The sequence below is a fragment of the Aquincola tertiaricarbonis genome, from assembly GCF_000969605.1.
In the GTDB taxonomy this organism is placed as follows: Bacteria; Pseudomonadota; Gammaproteobacteria; order Burkholderiales; family Burkholderiaceae_C; genus Aquincola; species Aquincola tertiaricarbonis.
In genome coordinates this window covers 133551-150272 of sequence record NZ_JZUE01000016.1, presented here as the reverse complement: position 1 = coordinate 150272, position 16722 = coordinate 133551, and the positions used below count along the sequence as shown (strand labels likewise).

Sequence of the window (16722 nt, the reverse complement as noted above, 5' to 3'; positions counted from 1 at the left end):
CGCTGTCGTCGGCTTCGTCGCGTGTCATGTCGACCTGCGATGCGTCAGCGGCACGAGCCGCCACCGGGCGACGGAGCGGGACGTGGTCAGGCTGTCGGTCGCGGATGCGGCGGTGTCCCGGGGCGCTGCCGGTGAATCTGGGTCGCGCAAGCTGATGTTCCTCGTGTCCGACGCGCCCTTGCCGACAGCATGCGCAAGGGGCCGAGGGGGTTATCGGCGCTTGGACCGGCCCGGAACACCGGCCGGCCTCCATATCCTCCGCGATCGGGCATCGATCACGGTTTTGGCGCGGCCGCTAGGCGGAAGCCGTTGCGCCGGCAGCCGCAGGCCGCGGGCGACCGGCCCCCGGCGCCGCCCGCGCCGCGCTGGGCGGGTGGCCGATGATGCGCTTGAAGGCGCGGCTGAAGGAGGCCTCGGAGTCGTAGCCGAGGCGGGCGGCGGCGGCGGCCACGCGCATGTGGTCGTGGGCAATCCAGTGGCGGGCCTGGAACATCTTCACCTTGGCCACGTAGCGGCCCGGGCTCTCGCCCATGGTGCGGGTGAAGGCCTCGGTGAAGCTGGAGCGGGAGGCGCCCATCACGCCGGCCAGCATCGGCACGTCCCAGTCGCGTTCCGGCGCCGCATGGATGGCGGCCACCACCTTGCCGATGCGCGGGCAGCGCACCGCCGCCACCCAGCCGGTGGCGTCGTTGCAGCCGCATTCCACCCAGGCGCGGATGATGCTGGCGGCCAGCACGTCGGCCAGCCGCGCCAGGATGCCGCAGGCGCCGATGCGGTCCAGCGCCACCTCGCGCTCCATCGCCTCCAGCAGCACCGGCACGGTGGCATCGCGCTGGGCGAGGTCACCGGCCAGCATCAGCTCCGGCATCATCGTCACCAGCGGGTGCAGGGGGTCGAGGTTGAAGCGCAGCGCGCCGCAGAACAGCATGTCGGCCGGCACGCCGCGGTCCGCCGCGGCGTCCGGCCCGGTGGGCGCCGTGGCCGCGCGGCCGTCCACCAGGTAGATGTTGTCGGACACCGAAGTGCGCGCCAGCGTGTCGATGTCCACCGCCGGCACGGCCGGGTCGCTGGCCAGCACGTGGAAGCTGCCGCGCGGCAGCAGCACCGCATCGCCCGGCGCCAGCCGGATCCACGGCGTGCCGGCGGTGCACAGCCAGCCGCCGCCGCTGCCGACGAAATGGAAGCGCGCCGAGCGCTGCGCCGGAAAGGCCACCGCCCAGGGCCGGTTCATCACGCAGCGGCCGTACTCCACGCCGTCCAGCCGCAGCCCCAGCAGGATGCGGGTGAGCAGGTCGGGCGTGCCTTCGGGCGCCGCATCCTTGGACAAAAAGTCAAGCATCTTGGATTTGCCGGCATTCAAACGCCGACATCCTATCCCTAAGCTGTGCCGCTCGTTCAACCCGCGAAGGCCTGCCGCCGTGTCCGCCACGTCCTGTTCCGATCCCCTGGCTTCCCATGACGCCGATGCCGCGCCCGCAGCGCCGCTGCACCCTTGCCCGACGGCCGACCGGCCGCGCTGGCCGGCGGTGGGCGCGCTGGCGCTGGGCGTGTTCGGCCTGGTCACCGCCGAGTTCCTGCCAGCCAGCCTGCTGACCGCGATGGCCGCCGACCTCGGCGTGAGCGACGGCGCGGCCGGCCAGGCGGTCACCGCCACCGCGCTGGTGGGGGCGGTGGCGGCGCCGTCGATTCCGCTGCTCACCCGCCGCTTCGACCGCCAGCGGGTGATGCTGGTGTTGAGCCTGCTGCTGGTGGCGTCCAACCTCGTCGCCGCCACGGCCGGCAGCCTTGCCACCTTGCTGGTGGCGCGGGTGGTGCTGGGCGTGGCGCTGGGCGGCTTCTGGTCGATGGCCGCCGCCCTGGCCATGCGGCTGGTGCCGCCGCAGCGGTTCGCCCGAGCGATGTCGGTGATCCTCACCGGCGTGTCGGTGGCCACGGTCTGCGCGGCCCCGGTGGGCGCCTGGATGGGCGAGGCCTGGGGCTGGCGCAGCGCCTTCATGGCGGCGGGCGGCGTCAGCGTGCTGTCGTTGGTGGCGCAGTGGATGACCTTGCCGCCGCTGCCGCCGCGCGACAACCCGGACCTGCGCGTGCTGGGCCAGCTGCTGGGCCGGCCCGCGGTGCGGGTGGCGCTGCTGGCGGTGGTGCTGGTGATCTCCGGCCATTTCGCCGGCTTCACCTACATCCGGCCCTTGATGGAGCAGGTGACGCAGCTGCCGGCCACGGTGGTGTCGGCGGTGCTGCTGGGTTATGGCGTGGGCGGCTTCTTCGGCAACTTCGTCGGCGGCGCACTGGCCGGCCGCAGCGAGCGGCACGCCATCCTGGCGGGCGGTGCGTCCATCGCGCTGCTGGCGCTGGCCCTGCTGCTGGCGGGGCAGTCGGCGCTGGTCACCGCGGTGGCCGTCACCTTGTGGGGCTTCGCCTTCGGTGCCTTCCCGGTCGGCTTCCAGACCTGGATCGTGCGGGCCGCGCCCGACCAGGCCGAAGGCGCCGGCGGCCTGCTGGTGGCGGCCTTCCAGGTGGCCATCGCCGCCGGCGCGATGGGCGGCGGCTGGCTCGTGGACCACGTCGGCGCCCTGGGCGGCCCGGGCTTCGCGGTCGTCACCGTCAGCGTCGGCACCTGGCTCACCCTGCGCCACGGCCCCCGGCCCGTGCGTGCCTGACACCGGAGGAGCGACCCATGCAGCACACGAGCCTCGACACCGCGGTGAGCCATCGCCGCATCGTGCTGGCCGCCCGCCCGAAAGGCCGGCCGGTGGCCAGCGACTTCCGGCTGGAGACGGTGCCGGCGCCTGCGGTCGGCGAAGGCCAGGTGCTGCTGCGCACGCTGTGGCTCTCGATCGATCCGTACATGCGCAACCTGATGGACGAAGTGGGCCCCGGTTATGCGCCGCGCATCGAGATCGGCGCGCCCATCGTCGGCGGCACCGTCAGCCGCGTGGCCGCCTCCCGGCATCCGGGCTTCCAGGTGGGCGAGCTGGTGCTGGCCCAGGCCGGCTGGCAGGAGCTGGCGCTGTCCGACGGCACCGACCTGCGTCGCCTGGGCGAGATGGCCCATCCCTCGCATGCGCTGGGCGGCCTCGGCATGCCGGGCTTCACCGCCCATGTGGGCCTGCTGGACATCGGGCAGCCGACGCCGGGCGAGACCGTGGTGGTGGCCGCGGCCACCGGTGCAGTGGGCTCGGTGGTGGGCCAGATCGCCCGGCTGCGAGGGGCGCGGGTGGTGGGCGTGGCCGGCGGTGCGGCCAAGGTGCGGCATGCGCTGGAGGCGCTGGGCCTGGACGCCTGCGTCGACCGGCACGACCCGCAATTCGCGCAGCGGCTGGCGCAGGCCTGTCCGCGCGGCATCGACGTGTATTTCGAGAACGTCGGCGGCCCGGTGCTGGATGCGGTGCTGCCCTTGCTGAACGTCGGCGCCCGCGTGCCGCTGTGCGGCTTCGTCGCCCACTACAACGACGGGCCCGCGCCGGCCGGCCCGGACCTGCGGCCCTCGCTGCTGGCCACCGTGCTGCAAAAGCGCGTGCGGCTGCAGGGCTTCATCATCCTGGACCACGACGGCCAGCGCTTCGAGACCTTCCAGCGCGAGATGGCGGCCTGGGTGCAGCGGGGCGAGGTGAAGCTGCACGAGGAGGTGATCGACGGCCTGCAACACGCGCCCGCAGCGCTGCAGGACCTGCTGGACGGCCGCCATATCGGCAAGGTGGTGGTGCGGGTGGGGCGGGGGTGAACGTGGCGGGGGAAAAAGGGAAGGCCAGAAAGCAGAAACGGGCCGCGAGGGCCCGTTTTGCTTACTGTGTGGCGGAGAGAGCGTCTGTCAAGGCCCGCGCCAGCGCTGGGTTAGCGGGGAGGGTACGCCTCGATCCACCAGTTCATCCGCCAGTTGTCGTTTCAACAATCTGGCAGGTGGTTGTGGCGGTCGTACAGTGCCGCGCGGCATGAAGCTGGCGTCACGGCCCAGCTTGCGATCTACGGGGACTGTGACCGCGTAGCCGGTTTAATCTCATTGACGAGTGCGAGGGATCCCCACCGTCGATTCGGGGCACTGGGTGCTACCGCTGCTTGCCTCCTTCGAGGCACCCTTGGCCTGGGCTTAGAACGCGGCTTGCGCTTGGGCGGCGGCCGACCGGTACGCAGGCCGACGACCCGCTCAAACGGGCTGGGCTCGACAACGAGACGGCGGCGAAGGTCACGTCACTGCCGGCCGCCTTATCGATCCTCAACCGGACCAGCGCGAAACCGGCCTCACTTGAAGGTCAACGACGGGGACCGGCGGCGCGTGCCTGTGCCGAACGGCCTGCGAATGGCTCGGTTTGGTGCTGGTGGGCTGACCGGGTACCGGAGTCCAGTCGTTCGAACGCGAGCCGTGCGCATCGCAGCATGTCGGGCTCGGCCGGCGCAACGCGCTGCAGTGTCTGCACGTACGCTTCATGCTCAGACCTGACGTATCGAAACGTCCTTGCACCAAGGCGGATGGGTCTCGGGAAGGCGGGGTCTTCAGCACACATGCGCTGTAGTCGTCGCTTTGAGACGGCATATACCTGCTTCGCCAATTCGTCCAGGGATAGCAGGTGCGTGGGGTCGGCAGTCACGGCGCTCTCCTTCACAGCGACCCACGTGGGCATCAGCGGCTGAGCAACCCAACATGGGTGTTCCTCCATCCTAGAGCGACGACCGTCCGATCGGCGCGATGAAATAGCGCAGAAAATCATCGCGTTGACGCAGTTCAGCCGCCATGGAGCGCCGGGGGCGCTTTGAGCACACTAGGGCGGGGCGCCTTGCAGCGTGGGCCACCGATGCAGCGGACGGAGGGCAGCGTCCGCCGCCCGAACACGCTGAACTGCCTGCGCGAGCGTGGCGCCATCGGCTTCTGGGCCTGCTCGGTGGCCGAGCATTACCGCGCCCAAGGCCTGGAGCGCATGCTGCCGCTGGAGGTGCCGATCGAGCTGCCGCCGGTGGGCCTGATGATGCTGCGCGGCCGGCTGCGCACGCCCGCGGCCGAGCAGCTGATCGGCTGCCTGCGCGAGTCCGCCGCCCGCCGCCCCGGCCGGCGCTGAGCCGCCGCGCCAACCGGGGTGGGCGCGGACGCACGGCGGTGGGCCGGGCCGGCGCCGATGCACTGAAGCGGGGAGCGCGCGCACCGCGCCGCAGAATCTGCCGGCGAGCGTTGCACAACCGCAGGCCTTGCCGCTGCGCGGGCCTGTTTCCGCATGCTGCCGGGCGCCGGCAAAACTAAGCTGGCGGCATGCCCTGCCTGCCCGAGCCGTCCTGCAAGCCAGCGCCGCCAGCGCCCCCTACGACGCCGCGCCCCATGCCACGCGCCGTGGGTGCCGCCCTGGCCTACATCCATGCGCACCTGGACGAACGCCTGCCGCTGCAGGAGCTGGCGGCACAGGCCGGTCTTAGCGTATGGCGGCTGGCCACCGTGTTCCGCCGCCATACCGGTGCCTCGCCGCGGCGCTACATCTGCGCCGCGCGGGTGCGCCAGGTGCAGGCCCTGCTGGACGGCGGCGTGCCGGTGGCGGCCGCCGCGATGCAGGCCGGCTTCTACGACCAGAGCCACCTGTCACGCCACTTTAAGCAGGTGTGCGGCATGACGCCCGGCCAGTACCTGGCCCGTCGGCGGCAGGCCGCGGACTGAATCCTTCCACCCCTCACGGAGCTTCCCATGGCCCTCAGCCAGTACAAGGTCTTGACCTTCGACGTCGTCGGCACCCTCATCGACTTCGAGCGCGGCATGCTCGACTACCTGCGCAGCGTGGCACCGGCTGCCACCGTCACCGACGACGACTTCCTGGCCGCCTACCGTGCATCGCGCGGCAGCCAGCAGGTCACCGCCTACCCGGACGACCTGGTGCGGGTGTGGCACGAGATCGCGCCGCAGCTCGGCCTGCCGAACACCCCCGGCATCGCCGAGGGCCTGCGCGACTCAGTGCCGAAGTGGCCGGCCTTCCCCGATGCGCCCGAGGCCCTGCAGCGCCTGCGCAAGCGATTCAAGCTGGTGACGATGACTAATGCCCAGCGCTGGGCACTGAAGCACTTCGAGCACACCCTGGGCGAGCCCTTCGACATGGCGCTGAGCTGCGACGATGCGCTGTGCGAGAAGCCTGACCCGCGCTACTTCGCCTATGCCCGCGGCCGCTATGAAGGCGCCTGGGGCTTCACGCAGGCGCAGAACCTGCACGTGGCGCAAAGCCAGTACCACGACATCGGCATCGCCCACAAGCTCGGCATCGACTGCTGCTGGATCGAGCGGCGTGCCGGCCAGAAGGGCTTCGGCGGCACCCTCGCGGTGGATGCCATCACCCGGCCGGACTACCACTTCCGCACGCTGGCCGAGTTGGCCGATGCCGTCGAGGCTGAAGGTTGACTACATCAACCATCGCACCGGCCGACGTTGACGACCTGCTGCCCGGGCTGGTGGCGCTGCGGCGCGACCTGCATGCCCATCCCGAACTGGCGTTCGCGGAGCACCGCACCGCCGCGGTGGTGGCCAGCGCGCTGCGGGCGCTCGGGCTGGAGGTGCATGAAGGCATCGCCGGCACCGGCGTGGTGGCCACGCTGCGCTGCGGCACCGGCTACCGCAGCGTCGGCCTGCGCGCCGACATGGATGCGCTGCCGATGGTGTCGCTGGGCGACCAGCCGTGGAAGAGCTGCCACCCGGGCGCCCACCACGGCTGCGGCCACGACGGCCACACCAGCATGCTGCTGGGTGCGGCCAAGCAGCTGGTGCGCAGCCGCCGCTTCAGCGGTACGGTGCACTTCTTCTTCCAGCCCGCCGAGGAAGGCCACGGCGGCGCGCGCGTGATGGTGGAGCAGGGCCTGTTCGAGCGCTTTCCGTGCGATTCCGTCTATGCGGTGCACAACTGGCCCGACCTGCCACTGGGCCAGGCGCAGACGCGGGCCGGCCCCCTCATGGCCGCGGCCGACCGCTTCGACATCATGCTGCGCGGCCAGGGCGGCCATGCGGCGCAGCCGCACCGCACGGCCGATGCGCTGCTGGCCGCGGGGCAGCTGGTGGTGCTGCTCAACACCATCGTCTCGCGCCGCATTGATCCCGGTGATTCGGCGGTGCTGTCGGTCACCCGCATCGAGGGCGGCCACAGCCACAACGTGCTGCCCGCCGAGGTGCGCATCACCGGCACGGTGCGCAGCTTCGATGCTGCCGCGCAGGACCGCATCGAGGCCGCGCTGCGCGACACGGTGGCCGGCGTGGCGCTTGCCAGCGGCACCGAGACGCAGGTGCAGTACACGCGCTACTACCCGGCCACGGTCAACACGCCGGCCGAGGCCGCGCTGGCGCTGGCGGCCGCCGCCGACGCCGGGCTGCAGGCGAGCTTGGCCGAGCGGCCAGCGTTCACCTCCGAGGACTTCGCCTTCATGCTGCAGCGCTGCCCCGGCGCCTACCTCTGGCTGGGCCAGGGCCGGGCGGCCGGCGACACACGCGCGAGCCATCCGCTGCATCACCCGCAGTACGACTTCAACGACGAGGCGCTGCCGCTGGGCGTGCGCTGGTTCACCGCGGTGGCCGAACGTGCGCTGGCCGCCCCTGCTTCTTCCGAGCACCTTTCATCGAGATGACCACTACCGCTTCCACCGTCACCACCACCCCGGCCGGAATCACCGTGCTGCACCAGTCGGTCACGCTCGGCGGCCTGGAGGACCAGGGCGCGCCCGCGCGGCCGCTCAGCCAGCCGCCGTGCCGGCTAAGCGGCATCGATGTGGCGCTGCCGGGTGCCGAGGGCCACGGCAGCGGCCTGTGGCAATGCGAGCCCGGCCGCTTCGAGCGCCAGCTGCCCAATGCCGAGGTGATGCACATCCTGGCCGGCGCGTGCCGCTTCACGCCCACCGGCGGCCAGCCGATCGAGATCCGCGCCGGCGACACGCTGTTCTTTCCCGCACGCACCACCGGCGTGTGGGAGGTGACGCAGACGCTGCGCAAGGTGTTCGTGGTGATGGCGCAGCAGGCCTGAGCCGGCGCGCAGGCCGCAGGGCCTGCGGCCCTGCCCATGCGGCAGGCGCCGCCTGCGGCTCAGGCGGCCAGCCGCGCGCCCTGCTCGGCCACCGCCGCGAAGCGGCCGATGTGGAAGGGCTCGATCGGCGTGCCGCCGGTGCGGCCGGTGGCCATCAGCTCGGCCATCACCTCGCCCACGCCGGGGCCGATGGCAAAGCCTTCGCCATTGAAGCCGAAGGCATAGTGCAGCCCTGGCACCCGGGCACTGGGGCCCATCACCGGCTGCCAGTCGGCGGTGTAGCCCTCGATGCCGCTCCACACCCGGATCAGCTGCACCTGCGCAAAGGCCGGCACGAAGCGGCGCAGCTCGCGCAGCTGCCGCAGCACGTTGTCCGGTCGCACATAGGAGCGCACATGCTGCGCATCGGCCGGGCCCTTAAGGCCGCCGCCGAACACGATGTTGCCGCGGCTGATCTGCCGGAAGTACAGGCCCTCGTGCTCGATCGCCGAGGACACGCCGATCGACGGCCCGATGGCATGGGGCAGCGGCTCGGTCACGCCCATCTGCGGTCCTCGGGCTTCCATTGGCACCGCTTCCCCGAACAGGCCGGCGATGCGGTTGGACCAGGCGCCGCAGGCCACCAGCAGCTGCGGTGCCCGAAAGCGCCGGTCATCGGCGGTGTGGGCCACGAAGTCCCCCCCGTCGCGCTCCACATGCAGCACCTCGGCACGCTCCTCGACGTGGGCGCCCAGGCGGCGCGCTGCGCGGCCGAAGGCGGGGCCGGCCAGCCGCGGGTTGGCATGGCCGTCCAGCGGCGAGAGCGAGCCGGCCACCACCTCCGGCGAGAAGATGCCCCAGCGCTGCTGCAGCTGCCGCTGCGTGAACAGCTCCAGCTGCAGGCCCAGCGGCGCCACGTCGCGCGCATGCTGTTCCAGCGTGGCGGCCTGCTGCTCGGTGTAGCAGCAGCGCAGGTGGCCATGGGGCACGAACTCCAGGTCCTCGCCCAGCAGCTCGCGCACGCGGCCCCAGACGGCGCGCGCCCGGTTGGCCAGCGGCATCTGCGCCAGTGCGCGGCCCTGCCGGCGCACATTGCCGAAGTTCACTCCGCTGGCCTGCCGGCCGATCAGCTCGCGCTCCAGCAGCGCGACCGATCGGCCATGCTGCTGGCGCAGGAAGAAGGCGGCGCTGGTGCCCATCAGCCCGCCGCCCAGCACCAGCACATCGGTGCGCAGGATCTTGTCCGTCATGCCTGTACCTCGCCGGTGTCCATCATCAGCGGCTTGACCGGGGCCTGCGATCGCAGCCGGCCCACCAGCTGCACCGGCACGCCGCTGGCCTGGGCCACGATCTCGGCCGAGGCATGGCCGCAGAAGCGGCCCTGGCAGCGGCCCATGCCCACACGGCTGAAGGCCTTGGCCCGGTTGACCTCCTGGCTGCCCAGCTCGCTCGCGCAGCGGCGCAGCTCGCCGGCCGTCACCGTCTCGCAGCGGCACACCACCGCATCGTCGGGCAGGGTGGCGGCCTGCTGGTGCGGCCACGGGAAGGCCCGTGCCAGCCCGTCGCGGAAGCGGTCCATCTGCTGCAGCGTGCGGCGCAGCGCCGGTGCCTCGGCCGCATGCATCGCGCGGCCGCGTTCATGGCCCAGGTCGCTCAAGGCGGCCAGTGCGGCCAGGCGTCCCGCGGCCTCGGCGCCGTCGGCGCCCAGGATGCGCACGCCGTCGCCGGCCAGGTACACGCCGCGGGTGCTGCTGCGGCCATCGCTGTCGATGCGCGGCAGCCATTGCCGGCTGACCGGCTCGAAGTCGAATTCGCAGCGCGCCAGGTCGGCCAGCTGCGTCTCGGCCCGCAGGTGCCAGCCCAGGCCCACCGCATCGCATTCGAAGCGGCGCTCGGTGCCCTGCGCGTCGCGCACCACCACGGCCTCGGCGCCCATCGGTTCGCTGCCTTCGATGCGCAGCGGCTGCACGCCCTGCAGCACCGTGACGCCGGCACGCTTGAGGCTGCGGATCAGGCCCAGGCCGCGCAACGCCAGCGCCGGCCGCGCCATCAGGCCGCGCAGCGCCGCCAGCGGCTTGCCGGCCGGCGCGGTGTCCAGCACCGCCTCCACATGCGCGCCGGCCTGCTCGTACTGCGAGGCCACCAGGTACAGCAGCGGCCCGCTGCCGAGGAACACCACCCGCCCGCCGATGGCACAGGCCTGCGACTTCAGCGCGATCTGCGCCGCGCCCAGGCTGTAGCAGCCGGCGCGCTGCCAGCCGAGCACCGGCATCAACCGGTCGGTGGCGCCGCTGCACACCAGCAGCGCATCGAAGGGCAGGCTCTGCGGCCGGCCGTCGTGCACGGTGTGCAGCGCCGGTTCGTCGGCCACGGCGGTGAGGTTCCAGGCCAGCGTGCCGCCGCGGTAGTCCACCTGCGCGCGCAGTGCATCGAAGTCGTGGTGCAGGGCCTGGGCCTTGGCCGCCTCCCTGCCGTAGAGCTTGGCGTAGGGGCGCTGGAAGCCCTCGGGCTGGCGACGGTAGATCTGCCCGCCGTCGCGCCGGCCTTCGTCCACCACGATGGGCCGCAGCCCCGCGGCCACCACCGCCTGCGCGGCCCGCACGCCGGCCGGGCCGGTGCCGACGATCACGATGCGCGGGCCGGTCATGGCGCGGCCTCCGCCGTGGCCTCGGACCGCGCCAGCGTCGCCGCCAGGTCGGGCGTCATCGGCCATTGCGTGGCCGGCGGCCGGGTGAGGATGGCCATGCCCGGCTCGGCCACGGTGGAGCAGGCGCGCAGCCGGTCGCCGGCCTCCGTCCACACCCAGCAGTCCTGGCAGGCGCCCATCAGGCAGAAGCCGGCGCGGTGGCCATCGCCGAACTCACTGTCGCGCAGCCGCCGGCCCTGGCTCAGCAGGGCCACCAGCAGCGTGTCGCCCGCCAGCGCCTGCACGGGCGCGCCGTCGACGGTGAGCTGCAGCGCGGGACGGTCGGTTTCGGCAAGCCGGATGAAGCGGGGCGGCAGGGCGGGCATGGCTCTCAACGTTGGTGGGGAAACAGGCGTTCGATCGGGTAGTGGGTCTTGATGAACGGCGACTTGATGACGATGTAGCTGAAGTACTTCTCGATGCCGATGTTGCGTTCCAGCAGGCCCTCGATCACTTCCTGGTAGTGGTTGACGCCGCGCGTCATGAACTTCAGCAGGTAGTCGTAGCCGCCGCTCACCAGGTGGCACTCCAGGATCTCGTCGACGTCGCGGATGGCGGCCTCGAAGCGGATGAAGTCCTCGCGGTGGTGGTCGGCCAGCGTCACCTCGGTGAACACGGTGAGGGTGTCGCCCAGCTTCTCCAGCCGCAGCTGCGCGCCGTAGCCGCCGATGTAGCCGGCCTGCTCCAGCCGCTTGACGCGGATCAGGCAGGGGCTGGGCGAGAGGCCCACCGCATCGGCCAGGTCGACGTTGGTCATGCGGCCGTTCTTCTGCAACTGCGCCAGGATGCGGAGGTCGAGCCGGTCGACCTTGAGGGTTTCGGACATGGTGTCGCTCGGGAACTGCTGGGACCCGGATTCTGCGGCGACGCGGCTTCAGCCCTTCATGGCGGCCCGCACCTCGGGCAGGCTCAGCACGTCGTCCAGCGTCTTCTTCAGGCGCTGGAACATCAGCTCGAACTCGGATTCGGTGTAGGTGAGCGCCGGCGCAAAGCCCAGGATGTGGTCGCCAAAGGAGCGGAACACCAGGCCGTTGCGGTAGGCGGTGGCAAAGATGCGGTCGGCCAGGCCCAACGCGGGGTCGAAGGCGCGCTTTGCGGCCTTGTCGGCCACCACCTCCAGCGCACCCAGCAGGCCGCGGTGGCGCGAGTCGCCCACCAGCGGATGGTCGAGCAGCGCGTCCAGCCCGGCTGCAAAGTGCGCCGCGCCGCGCTGCCCGTTGGCCAGCACGCCGCCTTCCTGGTACAGCCGCAGCACCTCCAGCGCCACTGCCGCGCCCACCGGGTGGCCGGAGTAGGTGGCGCCATGGCCGATGGCCGCGCCCGCCGGCGCGCCGTCGGCAATGGCGGCATACACCTTCTCCGACAGCATGGTGGCGCCCATCGGCACATAGCCGGCGGTCAGGCCCTTGGCCATCGTCATCAGGTCGGGCTGCACATCCTCGGCATCACACGCGAACATCGGGCCGGTGCGGCCGAAGCCGGTGATGACCTCGTCCACCACGAACAGGATGTCCAGCTCGTTGCAGGCCAGCTGCATCGCCTTCAGCCAGCCCACCGGCGGCACGATGACGCCGCCCGAGCCCTGGATCGGCTCGCAGAAGAAGGCGGCCACCTGGTCGGCGCCCAGCTCGGCCACCTTGGCCTTCAGCGCCGCGACCGAGGCCGCGATCACCGCGGCCGCATCGGCGTCGGCACTGCGGTACGGGTAGGGCGAGGGGATGTAGTGCTGCGTGGGCAGCGGCAGGTCGAAGCCGCGGTGGAAGGCGGGCAGCGCCGTCAGGCCGGCGCCGGTGGAGGAGGAGCCGTGGTAGCCGCGCTGCAGCGAGATGAAGTGCTTCTTGCCCGGCCGGCCGGTGGCATTGTGGTACTGCACGATGAAGCGCACCGCCGCGTCCACCGCCTCCGAGCCGCCCAGCGTCAGGTAGGCACGGCTGAGCGAGGCGGGCGTGATCTCGGCCAGCTTGGCCGCCAGCCGGATGGCCGGCTCGCTGGCGAAGTGGAAGTAGCCGGTGGCGTAGGGCAGGGTGCGCATCTGCTGCGCGGCGGCCTGCACCACGCTTTCCTGGCCATAGCCCACGTTGACGCACCACAGGCCGGCAAAGGCATCCAGCAGCTCGTGGCCCTGGTTGTCCTTCAGCCAGGCGCCCTGGCCCGAGGCCAGCACCGCCGGGCCGCGCTGCTCATGCAGTCGCCATGGGGCCACCGGGTGGATGAGGTGGGCCCGGTCGAGGGCGGCGAGTTCGTCGGGATGGAGGGTGGACAGCATGGGGCGTGTGTCGCGCTGGCGGCGGGTGTGCGATCGATGGCTGCCAGCTTAGGCCGGAGGCCGCCGCGGGTGATGCTGCTTTGGCCCGCCTGCGCAGTGCAGCCTGCGGTTGTGGGCGGCGGTTCGGCACATTGTGCGGCGGCCTGCCGCGTGCTCAATATCCCTTGATCCGGTCAACCAATCCGGTCATCGGCTCGCCGGCTTCGAAGCGGCGCAGGTTGTCGATCACCACCTCGGCGGCCGACTGCGGCTGCGTCATGCTGGCGATATGCGGCGTGAGCTGGATGCGCGGATGGCGCCAGAACGCATGGCCGGCGGGCAGCGGCTCCGGATCGGTGACGTCCAGCACCGCATCGCCCAGCTGGCCGGCCTCGAGCGCGGCCAGCAGGTCGGCCTCCACCAGCTGCGGCCCGCGGCCCACCTGCACCAGGCCGGCACCGCGCGGCAGCTGCGCAAACAGCGGTGCGCCGAGGAAGCCGCGGGTGGCATCGGTGAGGGGCAGCAGGCACACCAGGATGTCGGTGCGCGCAAGGAAGCGGCCCAGGCCTTCGGCCCCGGCATGGCACTGCACGCCCGGCACCTCGTGCGACGAGCGGCTCCAGCCGGCGCAGTCGAAGCCAAAGTCCACCAGCCTGCGCAGCACCGCCTGCCCCAGCGAGCCCAGGCCCAGCACGCCGATGCGGCGCGCCGACGCCGGGCGCACCGGCAGCGGCTGCCATTGCCCGGCCTGCTGCTGGCGGCGGTACTGCGGCATGTCCCGGTGCAGGCCCAGCACCGCATGGCTCACGTACTCCACCATGCCGTGGATGATGCCGGGCTCCACCATGCGCACCAGCGGCAGCGTGGGCGGCAACGCGGCCAGGTCGAACTGGTCCACCCCCGCGCCCGACGAGAACAGCACCTGCAGGTTGGGAAAGCTGTGCACCAGGTCGGGCGGCGGCTCCCAGGCCGCCAGGAAGCGCACCTGCGCCGGGTCGCCCACGTCGGGCCAGATGCGGAAGTCCACCATCGGCAGCCGCTCGCGGAACACCTCGGCCCATTGCCGGCCGCGGGCCGCATCCGACTTGTACAGAAAGGTGCAGGGCTGCATGCGCTTCAGCCCAGGGCCTGCGTGGCCAGCGCGAACAGGCGGGTGCCGGGTGCGGTGGCCGGCGGCTCGCCGCGCACCATCGTGGTGGGTGCATCTACGCGCTGCAGGCCCAGGCCCTCCAGCCATTCGGCCAGCCCGCTGGCAAAGTCGATGTCGATGCGCACGAAGCGGCCGGCCGACAGGCCCGACAGGTGCGCGATCAAGGCCTTGGCACCTTCGGCATCCGGCGCCACCACCGGGCCGATGATGTGGCCGCGGCCGAAGCGGCGCAGCATCGCAAAGCCCTTGGCCTCGCCCTCGTGGTCCAGCACCACCGTGGCGTCGGCGCTGGCCAGCAGTTCGTCGACCAGGCCGTCGCGCGGCATGCCGCGGGCGGCGGCATCCAGTACCTTCAGCGCGGCGGCATCGCTGCTGCCGGCCGGCCGCAGCCGCCAGCCCGGCTCCAGCGCCACCAGCGGCGCGGGCAGGGCGGTGCCCTGGTGCTGGCGCACCTCGCCGATGCGCACGAAGCCCAGGCGCTCGTACAGGCCGCGGCCTTCGGGCGTGGCATGCAGCAGCACGCTGTGGCCCTCCAGGCCGTCCAGCAGCGCGCTCATCAGCCGGTGGCCGATGCGACGGCCCTGGCAGGCGGGCGACACCATCACCAGGCCCACGGTGGCATGGCGCGGGCCCCAGGGCCAGCGCAGCGCGGTGGCCAGCACCGCCCCGTCGCGTTCGGCCACCACGCCCTCGGCCAGCGGGAACACCTGTTCCCAGTCGGCGGGGCGGTGCGGCCAGCGCAGCTCGGCGGACAGCGCGTGTGCCGCGGCCAGGTCGGCGGCGGTCATCGCGCGCAACAGGACGCCGTCGTTGGCGGCGGCCCTTGCGGTCTCGGCATCGATCAAAGTCTTCTCTCCCGTGCAGGATGGCAGGCGATCTTCGGGAAGCGGCCGGCAGCGCGCTTGTACGTTCTTGCTGCCCGGGGCAAGTCGCAAGCTTCGGCTGCGGTGGCCGGCGCATTCGCCATTTGCTGCGGCGGCCCCGGCGGCAACGCACACAAATGCCGCGCCACCCTGCCTAGCATCGGCCGCATCGTCCGCAACCGACCGAGGCCTGCCGTGCAAGTGTTCCATCCCGACGAGATCCACGTGCCTTCAGGGCATTTCATCGCAGGCCGGCTGGTGCCCGATGCAGGCCACCTCACGGTGCGCCGGCCCTCCGACGGCAAAGTGCACGGCGAGCTGCCGCTGGCCGGCGCCGACGCGGTGGACGAGGCAGTGCGCGATGCCGATGCCGCCTGGCGCCGCACCGACTGGGCCCGCCGCCCGCCGCGCGAACGCGCCCGGGTGCTGCGCGCCTGGGCGGACCTGGTGGAGGCCGATGGCGCCCACCTCGGCGCCATCGAGGCGGTGTGCTCCACCCGCCCGGTGCGCGATGCCATCGCCTGGGACGTGCCCTTCACCGCCGAGGGCCTGCGCTTCTTCGCCGAGTATGCCGACAAGCTAGGCGGCGAGGTGGCCGCCACCCGCAGCGACCACCTGGGCATGGTGCTGGCCGAGCCCTATGGCGTGGTGGGTGCCATCACGCCCTGGAACTTTCCGCTGGTGATGGCTTCGTGGAAGGTTGGAGCCGCGCTGGCCGCGGGCAATGCGGTAGTGCTCAAGCCATCGGAGATGACGCCGCATTCGGTGCTGCGCCTGGCCGAGCTGGCGGTGCAGGCGGGCCTGCCGCCGGGCCTGTTCAACATCGTGCAGGGCGATGGCCGCACCACCGGGGACGCGCTCACCCGCCATCCACTGGTGCGCAAGATGACCTTCACCGGCTCCACCCAGACCGGCGCGGCCATCATGGCCACCTGTGCGCTGCATGGCCCCAAGCCGGCCACGCTAGAGCTGGGCGGCAAGAGCCCGCAGCTGGTGTTCGACGATGCGCCCGACCTCGAGCGGCTGGCCGGCATCGTGGCCGGTGCCATCACCGGCAATGCCGGACAGGTGTGCGTGGCCGGCTCGCGGCTCATCGTGCAGCGCGGCATCGCGCAGGCGCTGGTGGAGCGCATCGCGGCCCGCTTCGCCGACCACCGGCCCGGCGCCACCTGGGACGACGCCGCCACGCTGTCGCCCATCATCTCGGCGTCCCAGGCCGAGCGCATCGCCGCCATCGTGGGCCGGGCGCGGGCCGCGGGCGCCACGCTGCGCTGCGGCGGCAAGTTGTATGCGGGCATGCCGGGCGGCGCCTACTTCCAGCCCACGCTGCTCGAAGGCGTGGATGCGGCCAACCCGGCAGTGCAGGAGGAGATCTTCGGCCCGGTGCTTACGGTGCAGACCTTCGACGACGAGGCCGAAGGCCTGGCCTTGGCCGGCCATGAGCGCTACGGCCTGGCCGCCGGCGTGCACACCGCCGACATCGGTCGGGCCCTGCGCGCCATGCGCGGCATCGCGGCAGGCACCGTGTGGATCAACCGCTACGGCCGCAGCAGCGACTTCGTCATCCCCACCGGCGGCTACCACCAGTCGGGCATCGGCAAGGACCTCGGCCGCCAGGCGGTGGAGGCCAACCTGCGCTTCAAAAGCGTGCTGATCGACTTTGCCGCGACGCATTGAGGTGCGCCGGTGCACGCCGGCTGGGCACACCGCATGGCATGCCGCCGGGGGCCCTTCAAACCACAGCTTCAGCGTGCGGTGGCCGGTCAATACCCCATAAACCTGCCGCCACTGCATGCTGGAATGACACCGAGATGACAACCACAGGAGCCGCTCTC

At 72.1% G+C, this 16722-nt stretch carries 16 protein-coding genes; 8 read left to right on the top strand and 8 right to left on the bottom strand.

Features of this window, described 5'->3' with window-relative positions; all coding sequences use genetic code 11:
- Nucleotides 1–295: 295 nt before the first annotated feature.
- On the bottom strand, nt 296–1339 hold the full coding sequence (locus tag VO99_RS18400; RefSeq protein ID WP_046114380.1) for an AraC family transcriptional regulator: 1044 nt from the start codon (nt 1337–1339) through the stop codon (nt 296–298).
- A gap of 79 nt (nt 1340–1418) precedes the next feature.
- Between VO99_RS18400 and VO99_RS18395 the strand changes: the two genes are divergently transcribed.
- The 7 genes from VO99_RS18395 to VO99_RS18365 all read left to right on the top strand — a co-directional run bounded on the left by VO99_RS18395 (nt 1419) and on the right by VO99_RS18365 (nt 7964).
- Nucleotides 1419–2657 carry an MFS transporter gene (locus tag VO99_RS18395; RefSeq protein ID WP_046114363.1) on the top strand — a complete coding sequence of 413 codons (1239 nt, stop codon included), beginning with the start codon at nt 1419–1421 and terminating at the stop codon, nt 2655–2657.
- 17 nt (nt 2658–2674) lie between these two features.
- Complete coding sequence (gene curA / locus VO99_RS18390; protein WP_046114362.1) at nt 2675–3721, top strand: NADPH-dependent curcumin/dihydrocurcumin reductase; 1047 nt, start codon at nt 2675–2677, stop codon at nt 3719–3721.
- A 1066-nt stretch (nt 3722–4787) separates the two neighbouring features.
- A complete protein-coding gene (locus VO99_RS18385) occupies nt 4788–5048 on the top strand; it encodes a type 2 periplasmic-binding domain-containing protein (RefSeq protein WP_046114361.1) in 261 nt (86 codons plus the stop codon).
- A gap of 254 nt (nt 5049–5302) precedes the next feature.
- Complete coding sequence (locus tag VO99_RS18380; protein ID WP_046114360.1) at nt 5303–5632, top strand: helix-turn-helix transcriptional regulator; 330 nt, start codon at nt 5303–5305, stop codon at nt 5630–5632.
- A 27-nt stretch (nt 5633–5659) separates the two neighbouring features.
- Nucleotides 5660–6361 carry an HAD-IA family hydrolase gene (locus tag VO99_RS18375; RefSeq protein ID WP_046114359.1) on the top strand — a complete coding sequence of 234 codons (702 nt, stop codon included), beginning with the start codon at nt 5660–5662 and terminating at the stop codon, nt 6359–6361.
- Nucleotides 6358–7572, top strand: coding sequence for a M20 aminoacylase family protein (locus VO99_RS18370; protein WP_046114358.1), 1215 nt, complete (start codon nt 6358–6360; stop codon nt 7570–7572). The genes VO99_RS18375 and VO99_RS18370 overlap by 4 nt, the downstream gene beginning before the upstream one ends.
- Entirely contained in the window at nt 7569–7964 is a 396-nt protein-coding gene (locus tag VO99_RS18365; RefSeq protein WP_046114357.1) for a cupin domain-containing protein, read from the top strand. The genes VO99_RS18370 and VO99_RS18365 overlap by 4 nt, the downstream gene beginning before the upstream one ends.
- 59 nt (nt 7965–8023) lie before the next feature.
- Here the strand turns inward: VO99_RS18365 and VO99_RS18360 are convergent, their stop codons facing one another.
- The 7 genes from VO99_RS18360 to VO99_RS18330 all read right to left on the bottom strand — a co-directional run bounded on the left by VO99_RS18360 (nt 8024) and on the right by VO99_RS18330 (nt 14812).
- Complete coding sequence (locus tag VO99_RS18360) at nt 8024–9193, bottom strand: NAD(P)/FAD-dependent oxidoreductase (RefSeq protein ID WP_046114356.1); 1170 nt, start codon at nt 9191–9193, stop codon at nt 8024–8026.
- Nucleotides 9190–10590 (bottom strand): FAD/NAD(P)-dependent oxidoreductase, encoded by a 1401-nt coding sequence (locus tag VO99_RS18355; RefSeq protein WP_046114355.1) that lies wholly within the window; start codon nt 10588–10590, stop codon nt 9190–9192. Before VO99_RS18355 ends, VO99_RS18360 begins: the two co-directional genes overlap by 4 nt.
- Nucleotides 10587–10955, bottom strand: a complete 369-nt coding sequence (locus VO99_RS18350) for a (2Fe-2S)-binding protein (protein WP_046114354.1) — start codon at nt 10953–10955, stop codon at nt 10587–10589. Before VO99_RS18350 ends, VO99_RS18355 begins: the two co-directional genes overlap by 4 nt.
- Before the next feature lie 5 nt (nt 10956–10960).
- Complete coding sequence (locus VO99_RS18345; RefSeq protein WP_046114353.1) at nt 10961–11455, bottom strand: Lrp/AsnC family transcriptional regulator; 495 nt, start codon at nt 11453–11455, stop codon at nt 10961–10963.
- Nucleotides 11456–11503: 48 nt separating this feature from the next.
- Nucleotides 11504–12895 carry an aminotransferase class III-fold pyridoxal phosphate-dependent enzyme gene (locus tag VO99_RS18340; protein ID WP_046114352.1) on the bottom strand — a complete coding sequence of 464 codons (1392 nt, stop codon included), beginning with the start codon at nt 12893–12895 and terminating at the stop codon, nt 11504–11506.
- A gap of 154 nt (nt 12896–13049) precedes the next feature.
- Nucleotides 13050–13985, bottom strand: coding sequence for a 2-hydroxyacid dehydrogenase (locus VO99_RS18335; protein WP_046114351.1), 936 nt, complete (start codon nt 13983–13985; stop codon nt 13050–13052).
- A 5-nt stretch (nt 13986–13990) separates the two neighbouring features.
- Nucleotides 13991–14812 (bottom strand): GNAT family N-acetyltransferase, encoded by an 822-nt coding sequence (locus VO99_RS18330; protein WP_083440719.1) that lies wholly within the window; start codon nt 14810–14812, stop codon nt 13991–13993.
- A gap of 270 nt (nt 14813–15082) precedes the next feature.
- Between VO99_RS18330 and VO99_RS18325 the strand changes: the two genes are divergently transcribed.
- Complete coding sequence (locus VO99_RS18325) at nt 15083–16564, top strand: aldehyde dehydrogenase family protein (RefSeq protein ID WP_046114349.1); 1482 nt, start codon at nt 15083–15085, stop codon at nt 16562–16564.
- The last annotated feature ends 158 nt before the right edge of the window (nt 16565–16722 follow it).